Below are 13,936 nucleotides of genomic sequence, written 5' to 3'. Positions count from 1 at the left end.
CGTCGCTCATGCGCCCCAGCCCGCCTGCGTGCCACCGACCCGCTGCTCGGCGAGTCGCCGCTGGTGTCCCGACTCGGCGTACGCGCGCATCGGGTCGGCGGGCAGTCCCCGGGATTCCCGCCACGCGGCCAGTTCCCCGCGCACGTCGGTCTGGAACGCGTCCATCAGTACCTCGTTGGCGGCTAGCACGTCGTGGGATGCCTGCGCCTTCTCCAGCGCGGCGTGGTCGACGAGCAGCGCCCGCGCCGTCATCTCCTGCACGTTGAGGACCGAACGGATCTGGCCGGGAATCTTGTCCTCGATGTTGTGGCACTGGTCGAGCATGAACCGCACCGCCGAGTCCTCGGCCAGCCCGCCGCCCGCGACGACTTCGTGCAGGATGCGGAAGAGCTGGAACGGGTCGGCGGCGCCGACGATCAGGTCGTCGTCGGCGTAGAACCGGGAGTTGAAGTCGAACGACCCCAGCCTGCCGAGCCGCAGCAGCTGCATGACGATGAACTCGACGTTCGTTCCGGGGGCGTGGTGGCCGGTGTCCAAACACACCAGTGCGCGGTCACCGAGTGCGCTGACCTGGGCGAGCGACGTGCCCCAGTCCGGCACGTCGGTGTGGTAGAAGGCCGGCTCGAAGAACTTGTACTCGAGCACCAGCCGTTGGTGCGGTGCGAGCCGCTCGTAGATCGTGGCCAGCGACTCGGCGAGGCGATCCTGCCTGGCACGCAACGAATCCTGGCCCGGATAGTTGGTGCCGTCGGCCAGCCAGATCTTCAGGTCCGTCGACCCGGTGGCGTGCATGATGTCGAGACACCGGAAGTGCGCGTCGATCGCCTTCTGCCGGATCCGCGCGTCGGAGTGGGTCAGGCTGCCGAACTTGTAGTCCTCGTCCTGGAACGTGTTCGAGTTGATCGTGCCGAGCTCGACTCCGAGTTCCCGGGCGTGGCGGCCCAGCGCGGCGTAGTCGTCGACGGTGTCCCACGGGATGTGCAGCGCGACGGTCGGCGCGAGGCCGGTCAGCTCGTGGACCTTGGCGGCGTCGGCGATCTTCTCCTCGGGGGTGCGAGGGGTTCCCGGGGTGGAGAAGACCTTGAACCGGGTGCCGGAGTTGCCGAACGCCCAGCTGGGCAGTTCGATGGCCTGCCGGGCGAGCGTGTCGGTGATGTCGGCGAAACGGGGCATTACGCGCCATTCCCTTCCTGTAGGGGAGCGATCTCGGACAGCTGGTCCTCGAGGTGGAAGACCTCGTCGAGCGGCACCGCGGTCCGGTCGGGACGACCGTCGCCGACGAAGAACTCGCTCATCTCCGCCTCCCACCGGGCGGCGACCTCCGAACTCGCGAGATAGGCGTCCGAGCGTTCCACCGACTCGGTCTCGTAGTAGCCGATGAGCAGGCCGTCCTCGCGGAGGAAGAGCGAGTAGTTACGCCTGCCGGACGCCTCGATCTCCCTGAGCATCTCGGGCCACACGGCGGCGTGCCTGCGGCGGTACTCGTCGATCCGGTCCGGTGCGACCTGCAGCTGGAAACAGACCCTGATCACGAGCGCACCGCCAGGTCGTCGTCGGAGGACGGGCCGTACCGTTCCCGCTCGATGTCCTGCAGCGTCCTGCCCTGGGTGTTCGGTGCGCCGATCGTGCCCACGAGCAGTGCGACGGCCAACAGTCCCAGGATGATCACGCCGACGCCCTTGAGTCCGATCCCCGTGAGCATCATCGGGAACCACACACTCAGCAGGCCGACGACGATGCGCGCGGACAGGAACAGCACTCCCTGGGCGCTCGCGCGGTACCGCGTGGCGAACAGTTCGCTGGTCCACAGTCCGTAGAACGCCTGCGCGCCGATACCGGAGGAGACGCCCCAGCCGATCGCGAAGAACAGCAGCGTGGCCGTGCCCGGCGGGGCGTAGATGAGGGCGGCCCACGCGACGATGCCGAGCGCTGCCCCGGAGAAGTACAGCCACCGCCTGCTCACGCGGTCGGCGAGGAGCATGAACCCGAGGTAGGTCGTCAGGCTCGTACAGCCCCAGACCACGACCTGCAGCAGGTACTGCTGGGTGACCTCGGTGAAGCCCGCGGCGTCGTACACGCGCGGCTGGAAGATGCCCGCCTGGCCCGCGACCGCGTTCCACAGTGCGTAGACGCCGAACAGGAACAACAGCGCGGTGACGTTGACGCGGGTGGTCAGCAGTCCGCGCAGACTGGACAGGAACGTGACCTGTTTGCCGGAGGTGGTGCGGTTCGTCCAGATCGTGGATTCGGCCAGGCCCCGGCGCACCCACCAGGTGATCGCGGCGACGACGAACAGGTGCGCGAAGATCAGCCTGCTGCCGAGTAGTCCGAGCGGGACGAGGGCCGCGGCCAGCAGATAGCCGACCATGGGGCCGAGCGACCACGCCAGTTGCGCGGTGCCGACGTGCGCCGCTCTGCGATCGGCGGGTGCCTCCTCGGCGATGTAGGTCCAGGAGGCCGTGACGCCGGCGCCGACCGCGATGCCGGTCAGGACGAACGCGACGAGCAGCATCGCGAACGACGAGGCGAAGACGGCCAGCAGCGAGCCGAACATGAACAGCAGCAGGTCGTAGGTGTAGATGAACTTCCTGCCGTAGCGGTCGCACAGCGGACCGCCGATGGCGGCGCCCGCCGCCGCGCCGAAGGCGTTGGCGCTGAGCGAGGCGAGCAGGCCGACGGCCAGGTCGTCGAGTCCGAAGTGCTCCTGCCAGAAGCTCAGGCTCGTCGCGATCGCGATGATCGAGCCCGCCTCGATGTAGTTGGACATGGCCACGGCGATCGTCGCTCGCCAGCCTGTCGTGCGTCGTGCTCCCACGCGGACCGTCATTGGTCCTCCCGCTTCAGCCGCCGTTCGTTGAATCGTTTCAAGGCACTGTAGGGGACCACGACCGTGTGAACAAGGCCCGGACCCGGGGGAGGGGTGCACCGGCCGCTGGCGGGTGAGGCTCCGCCAACCGGCGCGTGGGGACTCCGCTCAGTGGCGGGTGATGCTGGAGCGCCGCACGACCAGCTCGGGGGCGAACTCCACGTTCTCGTGGACGTGCTGCTCGTCGCCCGCGATCTCGCGCACCAGCAGTTCCGTCGCGGTGGCGCCCATCTGGGCGGCGGGTTGGCGGACGGACGTGAGCGGCACGGCGGCGGCCGCGGCGAAGTCGATGTCGTCGTAGCCGACGAGCGCGATGTCGTCGGGCACGGCGACGCCCGCCGCGACGAGGGTCTGGAGCACGCCGAGGGCGATGAGGTCGTTGGCGCAGAACACGCCCGTGGGGCGCGGGCTCCGTCCGAGCAGGCGGGAACCGGCGTCCCGGCCTGCGTCGACGTCCAGGCATTCGGTCTCGACGACGGTGACGGCGTCGTGGTCGACGCCCGCCTCGTCGCAGGCCTGCAGAGCGCCGGTGCGCCGGTCACGGCACTGGGGCAGCGACATCGGCCCGCTCAGGTAGGCGATGTCACGGTGGCCCTGTTCGAGCAGGTGGCCGACCGCGAGTCTGCCGCCGGTGACGTCGTCGACCGAGACGGAGCAGGCCTCGTCGCCCGAGGCGACGCGGTCGAGGAAGACGTACGGGATCCCGTGCCTGCGCAGCACGGACAGTGACGTCGTCGAGCTGTCGGTGGGCGTCACGAGCGCGCCGCGAACCCGCTGCTCGGCGAACAGGCCCAGGTAGAACTCCTCCGCGGCGAGCTCCTGGGAGCTGTCGCACAGCATGACGCCGAGTCCGTCGGCGCGGGCGGCCTGCTCGGCGCCGTGCGCCATGCCGACGAAGAACGGATTGCGCATGTCCAGCACGAGCAGGCCGAGCATGCGACTCTGGCCCGCGCGCAGCTGGCGGGCCGATTCGCTCCGCACGTAGCCGAGCTTCTCGACGGCCCGCATCACCCGCGCGTGCGTGTCGGCGGAGAGCAGTTCCGGATGGTTCAGGGCGTTGGACACCGTCGCGACCGACACGTCGGCGGCCCGAGCGACATCCTTGATGCTGACCCCACGGGAGCGGCTATCGGGTCGGTCCGACACCCCGACTCCCGCCTGCAGTGCCGCGTTCGCGACGGTGCGTGCCGGTGGATCGGTTCATGATCGGACCATAACCCACTTGAATCGTTTTGATCTCGCTGCCGCGCCGACACTGTGCCGATCTCTTCCAGGCTCCGGCCGCGGGTCTCCACGCACGACGGGCCCTGGTGGACGGGGCGCACGCCGGGTTCACTCCCGCCGGACGAGGCCCCGCACGCGAGGGACGTCGAGCGAGAACCGCGCACACGTGTCCCACGGCGCCTCCGACGCCGCGCCGTGGGACAGGGGCCGATCATTTCTCGTCGTTCATGTTCACTTCCTCGTGGACGCTGCCCATCGCCTTGATGAACTCGATTCCACTCTTGGAGAGGGATCCGCGGGCGCCGTACCCAGGGTCGGTCAGGGTCTTCACGATGGACTCGAAGCGCGCCGCACCGTGTTCGCCGAACACCCGCGTCAGGTCCGGCTTTCCCATGTTCACGTAGCTGTCGAACTTCTCGTGGATGATGCGGTGTTCGGCCGGCCTGATGTGGGGAAGCTTCTCGGCGATCTCGGAGTCCAGGTTCTCCTTGGCATAACGCACCATCTTGTCCGAGAGGGGTTCGTGCCGTGGCCCCACGGACTTCTCGCCACCGGGGGTGTCCCCGTTTCCGTGGGGCTCCCCGCCGTTACCACCGGGCCCGGCGTTCGCGTTCCCGCCGTTGTCACCGGGTCTGCCGCCACCGTCCAGTACGGACGAGACCGACCCGTTGTCGCCGTTCGAAACGGGGCTCGGCGCCTCCGAACCGGAGCCCGCCGGCGATTCACCGCCGGGCCGGGGAGAGGTGTCGGGCGTGAAGTACTCGGTGGCTCCGCTCGACGGGCTGCCTCCCGTGGCGGGCTTCGGCACATCGGTGTCGATGGTGAGATCCGGTTTCGGCGATGCGTCGGCACCGGCATCGCCCACCGCGGCGCCGGGGCCTCCGGCACCGCCGCCCGACGTGTCGGCACTGCTGCCAGGCGTGTTGCCGCCCGGCCCGCCCGCGTCACCGCTGCTACCGCTCCCGTTGCCGCCGCCCGGTGTGGGTTTCGGCCCGCCCCCGGCACCGTCGGCGAACGCCCTGGCGGCGTCGTCACCGAGTTTTCCTGTCTCGTCGATGTTGGTCCGGGCCGCGGTGAGCTTCTGTGTGAGCTTGGTGATCTGGACGCCGATCTTCGTCATCGTGATGCCGACGGTCGCGGCGACCGTACCGATGAAGATGGGAATGGAGGCGCCGAACGTGAAGGGCATCGCTGCCGCGGCGGCGAAAGCGCCGGCGATGATGCCGCCGAGAACACCCGCGATGATGTCCCGGATGACGCCGCGGAAGGCACCCACGAGGCCACCGGCGATGCCCATCTGCTGCGATGCTGAATCGACGTACTTGCCGAGCGAGTCCAGATGGGCCGCCAAGCCTTCCATGTCCCTGGAGAAGGCATCGGCGGCCGCGCCCCGCCACGATTTGCGCAGTTCCTCCAACGCCTTCTTGTGATCCTCGGCCCAGTCGGTCAGCTTCTTCCGCTCGGCGTCGATGGCGTCCTTGGCGGAATTGATCCCGATGGGGTCGCCCATCAGCATGTCGAGGGGAACGCGGAACGGGGTGAGGTGCTCGATCAACCAGCCGATGGCCGCCGACACGAGGCTTCCGACCGGGTCGATCGCCAGCCCCAGAGTGTCGAGCGCCAGCCCCACGGAGCCGAGGCCTATCGCCACATCGTTCTTCTTGTCGACCCCGACGGCCAGCGTGTTGGCAGAGTCCATGATGCCCGCGCCGGCGAGCATGTCCTCCTTGCCCAGGGTCTCCTGTGGGTTGTGCCAGAAGTCGCCGGGCCGGTAGTCCTCGCTCATACGGTGTGCTCCGAGATCGAACCGGCCACGTCGTCCTCCTGCTGGCGGTAGGTCTGCCTCGCCTTGTCGAGCTTCTCGCGGAACGTGCCGATCGAGTCCGCGTAGCTGCCGAGCTGGGACTGTGCCTTGCCGCAGTGGATGGTCGCGCCCAGGCCGAAGAGCTGGCCGACCACGCCGAAAAGGCCCGGGTCGGCGACACACCCGCCGATCATCTCGGCCGTCCCACGGAGGTTGTCGGCGAGGTCGTCGAGATGCTTGCCGAACACCTCGAACGCCTCCGGGTCGTCTACTTCGTATCCACCGCTCACCAGGGATTCACCTCGTCGTCATCCGCGTCGTCCCGTTCGGGCCTGCGCCGGGGCGCGGGGCGCGACGACGGTGGCGGTGTCGATGCCGAGCTCGTCGGCGGCCGGCTCTCCGTGTCGGGTTCGGATTCGCCGGTGAACGCGGAGTGGTCCATACCAGAACCTGTCCCGGAGTCCGTGGGTAGGAAGCCCTGCATCATCTCGAGGACCTCGCCGCCGCCCATGATCGACTCAACGGAACCGGCGATGGCTTGCGCGGTCTGCCGCTGCGCCTCCCGCACGGTGTCCATGATGGCCGCAGTCAGCCGCGCCTCGCCCAGCTCGCACGCACGTTTGCCGAGCTGGATGTCGCGGAGCGCCCCGTTCGGTGCCAGCGAGACCGTGACCGCGCCGTCGCGCGAGCTCACCGTGGCCGCCGCTGCCGCGAACGCGTCCTGCAGCTCGGAGGCCCGATGCTGCATCTCGCGGGCCTGCCGTTCGACGTAGTGCTCGAGGTCTTCGCCTGGTCTCAGGTTCGGATTCGGTTCCACACCCATTTCCTTCGATACGTTGGAACGCCACCGACGCGCTACCTCGTGCGGTGGCGATGGACCCGGCCGTGTCGAGTGCGGCACGACGTCCGGCGTGTGACGGGGAGACGGCGGGCGAGGACCGCGCGCGGTGTCGGGCTCGGTCCAATGAGGAGGAGGCGACGATGCCGCGGGGCAACCTATCGTCACGCGCAGCCGTGGTCCAGGCCGCCCTCGTCAATCCACCTCGCGACTGCTCATATGAGCGCACGTGAGTCGAACTCGGCACACAACCGTGGGTTCCCGTCCGGGGTACTGCTAGCGTTCGCGCCGCAACGATCACCCGGCGTTCTCCCGGAAAGGTGGCCTGCAGCAAGGTGTTCGGTCGTGACGAGTTCGTGCTGGGAAGCGTCGAGGCGAGTGTCGTCGCCCAAGCCTTCGGGACCGACATCCGGCGTTTCCCGCTCCGTGTCCGCAACACGACAACCGATCCTGGGCGGTTGCGCACACTCGCCGGGATCGTCAGCGGCACGCTTGCGGAACGGGGGCTCCTCGTCGGCAAGGACCCCCACCCGATTCTGAGAAGGGCGTTCGAGCTGTTCGGTCGTCACCGGGTGTCGGTAGCGATCAGTGGAATCGACGATCGGTGTGGCGATATCGTGCGGTTGGTGTTCACCGACGGTGCCGAGGCGCTGGGCGTCGCGCAGCACCACGGGGAGGACGACCTGGTGTTCGGGCTGTTCTCCGACGACGATCTGGTCGACACCCTCACCGACGCGCTGCCCGCCGTTCCCGCGGCCGCCGGCCCGGAGACGACGGTTCGCCGGAGGCTGCCGGAGCACCGCTCGGCGTTCGACGCTCGGAAGGCCGCCGAACGGGCCCACGACGAGGAAGAGACGAGCGCGTTCGGGAACATTCGCGTCGTGGGGAAGACGACCACACGGCGGCGATCACGGAACACCGGCGAGTCCGGGGAAGAGCGACTGCGCCGTGCGCTCGCCGGTGAGCGACGCGGTGGCGGGCAGATCGTCGTGTCGACGTCCCGCGGTGACGGATCCGTGCCGCCGTCGGTGGGCTGGGTCGATACCGGCGAGGGCCGGTATCTGGTGCACGTGGACGAGAGCGACAACGAGTTCGTCGCCCGCTACGAGCCCGCCGGCCGTACCGAGGTGTCCCGGGCCGTCCACGGTCTGATCGCCGCAGCCTACTGAGTCTGGAGTGTGTGATGAGTGAGGGCGATATTCGCGAAGCCCGGCCCGCGGTTGTGGCAACGGCTTCGGCGATGGGTGGTGCGGAGCGACCGACCTCGATGTTGAGCGGGCGCGAGCTGAAACGGCTGGCCGCCGAGGGTGGTTTCGCCGTGGACGAGACCACGGGCAACCGGATGATCAGTGCACTCCAGGACATCCTCGAATCCCTCGACAACCGCTGGGCGGCGTTGTCGAAGCTCGAGACGTCGCCGCAGCTGAGTTCGACGCCGACCGCGAAATGGGTGGCGCAACACACGGTCAGGACGGCCTCCGACGAACGAGGGCTGCTCACCCAGCTGCGCCGCGCACGGGAAGAGCTGCCGCAGTACATCGAGGCGATCCGCGAGGCCAAGCGCCGGTACGCCGACACGGAGTCGGGAACCCGCGGCGAACTCGACGCTTTCCACGAACGCTTCTGACCGTTTCCGCGCCGGCCGAGAAAGGTGCCACGATCGTGTCCACGTCCACTCCGGAAGAGAAGACGCGGTCTGTTTCGGACCCGCAGAGTGAGACCTACGACCCCGACAGCCCCCACTACGACGTGACGATGGACTCGTCGTCGCCGTTCTACGTCGGCGAGATCACCGACAAGGCCGAGTCGGGCCACGAGTTCCGCGACGTGGCGGAGGCCGTGTCGGAGATCTTCCCGTTCAGCGCTCTCGGTGACGCGTTCACCCAGGGTCTCTACGAGGGTTTCCTGACCCGCGACCGGGCCGGTATGGACGAAGGCCTGGAGATCCGGCAGACGGGCGAGATTCCCAGAACCGTGTGGGACAACGCCTCGCACGAGCAGATGGTCGAGACGCTCGGCACCGGCGCCGATTCGGCGGCGGTGGCCGAGACCTCGGAGGAATGGGTGCGGGCGGGCAACGAGCTGACGCTGCACCAGCAGGCCGTCGCCGACGCGATCAACGACAGCATGGGCGACTGGCGGGGCGAGGGCGGTGATGCTGCGAGGGAGCATCTGGCCGGTGTCGCCAAGTGGCTGGGCGAGACCGCACAGGGGGCGGTCCTCACCGGACGGCAGCAACAGGTCCACTCACAGACGCTCAACGAGACCCAGAAGCAGCTGGACGCCAACCCGCCGATGCCGTTCTCCGCGGCGGAGGCGAACCGGCGACTGGCCGGCATCGACGATCCGACGGCGTACGCGATGGCGGCGCAACAGGAGATGCAGGCGATGGGGGAGAGCGAGGCCAGGCGGGGACAGGCAGCCCGGATCATGTCGCAGTTCGACGACACCGTCGGGGGCGCCGTGGACATGCCGCTGTTCTCGCCGCCGCCCGCCCTCGCCGATCCGCGGGCGGCCGCGTCCCCCGGTGCGGCGGCCGCAGGAGCGGCACCGGCCACACCCGCCGAGCCGTCGGGTGTGGCAGACGCGGACTCACTCACCGCAGGCGGTCAGGAGTTCCCGCCGGTCGCCGGGACGGTGCCACCGGCCGATGGGGCGTTCGCGGGCGACGGTGCCGCCGGGACCGGCGCGGTGGGGGACGGTGGGGCCGGCCCGGCCGGGTCCGGTGTCGGTGGGCTGCCGTTGTCGGCGAGGGTCGGTGGTGGCGAGTCGTTCTCGTCGTGGGATGCGCCGGGTGACGTGTCGTTTCCGCCTGCGGCGCCGGACGGACCCGATGTGCGGCAGCGCGGTGCTGAGTCCTTCGTACCCAACTCGCCGGCCGGGCCCGGTGAGGGTGGGTCGCCGTTCTCGGCGACGGCTCCGCACCTGGCGGAGGGTGGTGGGGAGTCGTTTCCGTCCCAGGGTGTTCCGCGTGATGTGTCGTACGGGTCCGGGGTAGCGGACGTTCCGAATGTGCCGCAGGGCGGTGGGTCCTTCGCGCCGGGCCCCGTGGACGTCCCGGATGTCGACCGCAGTGGCACGGGCACGTCGTCGTACGCACCCGCGACGTTCGACTCGCCGGATCTGCGTCCCTCGGGCGGCAACCCGCCCGGCTGGTCCGGGTCGGTGAACGGTGACATCGGCAGCAGGCTCGGTGGTGCTACCGGAGCGAGCCCGGGCGGCGGCATCGGCGGCGTGCTGGCAGGCGGTTCCGGTGGCGCAGGTGCAGGCGGACGCGGTCCGGCCACCGGGAGCGGGTCGTGGAGTGCGGGCGGCTCCGCCGGTGGTGCCGGGGCCCAGTACGTGAGTGGCGGTGCGAGCGGGGGTGGCACGGCTGGCAGCGGTGCGGCCGGCGGAATGGCACCCGGAATGGGTGGTGCCGCGGGCCGGAAGGGCGAGGACGACAAGGAGCACCGCGTCGCGGGCTACCTCGAGGACGACGAGGATGTCTTCGCGCCCGAACAGGCGATCGCGCCGCCGGTCATCGGTGACTGGGAGAACAACAAGAACGAGGACTGGCGGTAGCGGACCTCTCGGGCGGACGAGCAGCCGGTCACCGTGCGGCGGTGCTGCCGCGGACGGTCAGCGTCGGCGTGAGGACCACGTCCTTCGCCGAGCCGCGTTGCTCGTCGAGGCGTTCGGAACACGCCTGTACGGCGAACTCGGCCATCGCCGTCGCGTCCTGCCTCACCGTCGTCAGGTCCACGTAGGACATGCCGGCCGCGCGGGTGTCGTCGTAGCCCACGACCGACACGTCCCGCGGCACGTGCACGCCCGCGCGGGCGAGCGTGTGCAGCAGGCCCTCCGCGCAGCTGTCGTTGGCCGCGAACACCGCGGTCGGCCGCTCCGTCCGTGACAGCAGTTCGGCGGCGGCACGGACGCCGGACTCCTCGGTGTAGTCGCCCGGTAGGACCTCGACGTGCTCGCCGAGTCCGTGCTCGTGCATCCGGTCGCCGTAGCCCCGTCGCCGGTCGGCGGCGCCCGGCAGGTGGCCGCCGTCGACGTGCACGATCCGGCGGTGGCCGAGCTCGACGAGGTGGTCGACCGCGATCCGCGCGCCCTCCTCGTCGGCGGTCCGCACGCTGTCGACACCGGCTCCGTCCGTGTGCTGGCCGATCTCGACGACCGGCAACTGCCGCGCGATGTTCGTCAGGTGTGCGGGCGACTCGATCGACAGTCCGATGAGGATGATCGCCTCGCAGCGCAGGCCGAGCAGTTCGTCCACGGCCCGGCGCACCCCGCGCGTGGGGAGGATCGCGCTGAGCACGATGCTGTAGTCGAGGTCGGCCGCCGCGGTGTACAGGCCCTCGATGACCAGTGGATCGAGGGAGTGTTCCATCGTGAACAGTACGCCGAGCTGACGGCTGCGGGCCCGCCGCAACAGCCGGGCCGCCGTGTCCGCGTGGAACCCCAGGTCCTCGGCGGCGCGCAGGACGTGTTCGCGCGTGTGCGGGTTCGGGCCCGGCTTGTCGCCGAGCACGAGCGACACCGTCTGGCGGGACACCCCGGCACGTGCCGCGACGTCGGCCATCGTGGGACGTCGGCTGGGTTCGCAGTCCTCCGACCGCGGCATCGCTGCCTCCTGAACGCTGCCACCCGACCGGCCCGCCACCGTCCGGTCGCCCGCGAGATGTGCCCGGAATCGTACCGGCCACCCGGGCCGGGGTGACTGCCACCGCCGGCCGCGAGGCAGATCACAGGCCTTCGACTTGAACGATCCCGAGGCCTCTTGAGACCGTGGATTTGGCACGTGCCAAATGGGTCTCCGGAGCTGCGGGCCCGATCGTCGCCGTCCCTCCTTCGATCGCTGTGCAGGAAAGGTGTGCCCTCATGGCCCTGGCGTTGTGCGCTCTGGCGCTCGGAGCGTTCGCCATCGGTACCACCGAGTTCGTGATCATGGGCCTGTTGCCGCAGGTGGCAGGGGGTCTCGACGTGTCCGTGGCCACCGCGGGCAACCTCATCTCGGCCTACGCGCTGGGTGTCGTGGTCGGTGCGCCGTTGCTGACGGCCGTGGCCACGAGGCTCGGCCGCAAACCGGCGCTGGTGGCGTTTCTGGCGCTGTTCGTACTGGGCAATGTGGCGACCGTGCTCGTGCCGGGGTACGCGGGTGTGTTCGCGTCCCGTGTGATCGCGGGCCTGCCGCACGGTGCGTACCTCGGCGCTGCCAGCCTCGTCGCGGCCCAGCTCGTCGGGCCGGCGCGGCAGGCGACGGCGGTCGCGCGGGTCCTGATGGGCCTGACGGTCGCCAACATCGTCGGTGTGCCCGCGGGAACGTTCCTCGGTCAGATCTTCGGCTGGCGCGCCGCGTTCCTGGTCGTCGGCGTGCTCGGGGTGCTCGCCGCGGCGGGTGTGGCGCGCTTCGTGCCGTCGCTGCCGAAGCCGGAGGGCGTCGGACTACGGACGGAGGTCGTCGCGCTCGGCAGGAAGCAGGTCGTGCTCGGACTGACCACCGCGGTGTTCGGATTCGCGGGCGTGTTCGCCGTCTACAGTTACATCTCGCCGATGCTGACGCAGCTGGCCGGTCTGTCGGACGGCGCGGTGCCTGTGGTGTTGGCCCTGTTCGGTGCCGGGATGACCGCGGGGTCGCTGATCGTCGGACCGTTGGCCGATCGTGCGCTCCGGCCGACGATCTACGGCTCGCTGGCGGCGCTCGCCGTCGCGCTGGTGACCTTCTGGTTCGCGATCGACTCCCCGTGGTCGGCGGTGGTCATGACCGTCGTACTCGGCGCCGTCGGATTCGGCGTCACCGCACCGCTGCAGGTGCTGATCATGCAGAAAGCGGGGAAGGCCCCGACCCTGGCCGCGGCGTCCAACCACTCGGCGTTCAACCTCGCCAACGCCGGCGGAGCGTGGCTCGGCGGGGTCGGGATCAGTGCCGGGCTGGGATACGCCTCACCGGCGATCATCGGTGCGGTGCTCGCCGTCGTCGGCCTCGGGATCGCCGTCGCCGCCGGGGCGGTGGACCGCGACCCGTCCGAACCGAGCACCGACGCCGCGGACGTCGACGGCGAGTCCGGTGCCGGCGCCGCGGACGTGGCGGTCGTCGGCCGGGCCCACTGACGCCGTTCACCGCCCGGTCAGGCGGAGGATGCGGTCGTCGCCGGCGGTGGGCTCGCCCCGGCCGTCGGTGTTGTTGGTGAGAATCCACAGCTCGCCGCCGGGCGCCGTGACGACGTCGCGGAGCCGTCCGTGCTCGCCCGCCAGCAGCTCCGTCGACGACGACGGGTCGGCCACGGGGACTGTGCGCAGCACCTCGCCGCGCAGGTTCGCGATGTGGATCGTGCCGTCGTGGATCTCGATGCCGCTCGGGCTGGCCTCGTCGGGCTGCCACTGCTGAACCGGGTCGACGAACCGGTCGTCGCCGCCCTTCCCTTCGACGATCGGCCAGCCGTAGTTGCCGCCCGGTTCGATCACGTTGAGCTCGTCCCAGGTGTCCTCGCCGAACTCGGACGCGAACATGGTGCCGTCGGAGGCCCAGGCGAGACCCTGCGGGTTGCGGTGGCCGTAGCTGTACACCGGCGATCCGTCGAACGGGTTGTCGGCGGGAACGTCGCCGTCCGGCGTCAGGCGCAGGATCGATCCGGCGAGGTCGCCGCGGTCCTGCGCGGCGTCGGAGACCCCGGCATCGCCCACCGTCACGTACAGCATGCCGTCGGGCCCGAACGCGATCCGGCCCCCGGAGTGGAACGTCGCGGACGGCAGCCCGTCGACGATCGTCGCCGCGTCGCCGAGCGACAGTCCGCCGGGTCGCCCCTCGACGGTGTAGCGCTGGACACGGTTGCCGCCGGCCCCGGTCGAGTGCACGTACAGGCGGTCCCGGCCGTCGGTCGCCAGTCCCATCAGTCCGGTCTCCCCGCTGGGCTCGACGTCGTCGATCGTCCCGGCCACCCGCGTGCCGTCGCCGGTGACCTCGAGGATCTCGCCGTCGTCCCGAGTACTCACCAACGGCGTGTCCCCGACGAACGCGATCGACCACGGCGCGTCGAGTCCCGTGACCACCGTCTCGGTGGTGCCGCGGGCGTCGGTGCGTTCCGCGGGACCGCCGGACGAGCCGGCCGAGCACCCGGTGAGCAGCACGAGCGTCACGGCACCGAGGGCGGGCAGGCTGCGCATCGAGGTCATATCGACCACCGTACGACCCGCGGCGTCGCCGGACCGGGGTCGG

13 protein-coding genes are annotated in these 13,936 nt (G+C 70.2%); 4 read left to right on the top strand and 9 right to left on the bottom strand.

Going from position 1 to position 13,936, the window contains the following annotated elements; all coding sequences use genetic code 11:
• Window positions 1-6: 6 nt before the first annotated feature.
• From rhaI to FHS23_RS13000, 7 genes are all read right to left on the bottom strand, one after another.
• Window positions 7-1,173 carry an L-rhamnose isomerase gene (rhaI, locus tag FHS23_RS13030; protein ID WP_183654124.1) on the bottom strand — a complete coding sequence of 389 codons (1,167 nt, stop codon included), beginning with the start codon at window positions 1,171-1,173 and terminating at the stop codon, window positions 7-9.
• Window positions 1,173-1,532: an L-rhamnose mutarotase gene (locus tag FHS23_RS13025; RefSeq protein ID WP_183654121.1), complete on the bottom strand. Its 360-nt coding sequence runs from the start codon at window positions 1,530-1,532 to the stop codon at window positions 1,173-1,175. Before FHS23_RS13025 ends, rhaI begins: the two co-directional genes overlap by 1 nt.
• On the bottom strand, window positions 1,529-2,827 hold the full coding sequence (locus FHS23_RS13020) for an MFS transporter (RefSeq protein ID WP_221219521.1): 1,299 nt from the start codon (window positions 2,825-2,827) through the stop codon (window positions 1,529-1,531). The genes FHS23_RS13025 and FHS23_RS13020 overlap by 4 nt, the downstream gene beginning before the upstream one ends.
• Window positions 2,828-2,974: 147 nt before the next feature.
• A complete protein-coding gene (locus FHS23_RS13015) occupies window positions 2,975-4,012 on the bottom strand; it encodes a substrate-binding domain-containing protein (RefSeq protein ID WP_183654118.1) in 1,038 nt (345 codons plus the stop codon).
• Window positions 4,013-4,301: 289 nt separating this feature from the next.
• Complete coding sequence (locus FHS23_RS13010; RefSeq protein WP_183654115.1) at window positions 4,302-5,876, bottom strand: WXG100 family type VII secretion target; 1,575 nt, start codon at window positions 5,874-5,876, stop codon at window positions 4,302-4,304.
• Window positions 5,873-6,184, bottom strand: a complete 312-nt coding sequence (locus FHS23_RS13005) for a hypothetical protein (RefSeq protein WP_343053885.1) — start codon at window positions 6,182-6,184, stop codon at window positions 5,873-5,875. The genes FHS23_RS13010 and FHS23_RS13005 overlap by 4 nt, the downstream gene beginning before the upstream one ends.
• Window positions 6,181-6,711 (bottom strand): YbaB/EbfC family nucleoid-associated protein, encoded by a 531-nt coding sequence (locus FHS23_RS13000; RefSeq protein WP_343053884.1) that lies wholly within the window; start codon window positions 6,709-6,711, stop codon window positions 6,181-6,183. The genes FHS23_RS13005 and FHS23_RS13000 overlap by 4 nt, the downstream gene beginning before the upstream one ends.
• Before the next feature lie 356 nt (window positions 6,712-7,067).
• Here FHS23_RS13000 and FHS23_RS12995 point away from each other — a divergent pair, with 356 nt between their 5' ends.
• Genes FHS23_RS12995 through FHS23_RS12985 form a run of 3 tightly spaced genes read left to right on the top strand, consistent with a single transcriptional unit; the run spans window position 7,068 to window position 10,296 of the window.
• The gene (locus tag FHS23_RS12995) at window positions 7,068-7,901 is read left to right on the top strand and encodes an ESX secretion-associated protein EspG (RefSeq protein ID WP_183654112.1); all 834 of its coding nucleotides are present in this window, start codon (window positions 7,068-7,070) and stop codon (window positions 7,899-7,901) included.
• Between the two features lie 14 nt (window positions 7,902-7,915).
• Entirely contained in the window at window positions 7,916-8,359 is a 444-nt protein-coding gene (locus tag FHS23_RS12990) for a hypothetical protein (protein ID WP_343053883.1), read from the top strand.
• Window positions 8,360-8,394: 35 nt separating this feature from the next.
• Window positions 8,395-10,296: a hypothetical protein gene (locus tag FHS23_RS12985; protein WP_183654109.1), complete on the top strand. Its 1,902-nt coding sequence runs from the start codon at window positions 8,395-8,397 to the stop codon at window positions 10,294-10,296.
• 28 nt (window positions 10,297-10,324) lie between these two features.
• Here FHS23_RS12985 and FHS23_RS12980 read toward each other — a convergent pair whose 3' ends face one another.
• The gene (locus FHS23_RS12980) at window positions 10,325-11,344 is read right to left on the bottom strand and encodes a LacI family DNA-binding transcriptional regulator (RefSeq protein WP_246382160.1); all 1,020 of its coding nucleotides are present in this window, start codon (window positions 11,342-11,344) and stop codon (window positions 10,325-10,327) included.
• A 257-nt stretch (window positions 11,345-11,601) separates the two neighbouring features.
• Between FHS23_RS12980 and FHS23_RS12975 the strand changes: the two genes are divergently transcribed.
• On the top strand, window positions 11,602-12,831 hold the full coding sequence (locus FHS23_RS12975) for an MFS transporter (protein WP_183654106.1): 1,230 nt from the start codon (window positions 11,602-11,604) through the stop codon (window positions 12,829-12,831).
• 6 nt (window positions 12,832-12,837) lie between these two features.
• On the opposite strand, the gene FHS23_RS12970 is transcribed toward FHS23_RS12975, so the two are convergent.
• Window positions 12,838-13,893 carry a PQQ-dependent sugar dehydrogenase gene (locus FHS23_RS12970; protein WP_183654104.1) on the bottom strand — a complete coding sequence of 352 codons (1,056 nt, stop codon included), beginning with the start codon at window positions 13,891-13,893 and terminating at the stop codon, window positions 12,838-12,840.
• Between the last annotated feature and the right edge of the window lie 43 nt (window positions 13,894-13,936).

This window comes from Prauserella isguenensis (assembly GCF_014191605.1).
In the GTDB taxonomy this organism is placed as follows: domain Bacteria; phylum Actinomycetota; class Actinomycetes; order Mycobacteriales; family Pseudonocardiaceae; genus Prauserella; species Prauserella isguenensis.
This window is presented reverse-complemented; position numbering and strand designations above follow the sequence as displayed.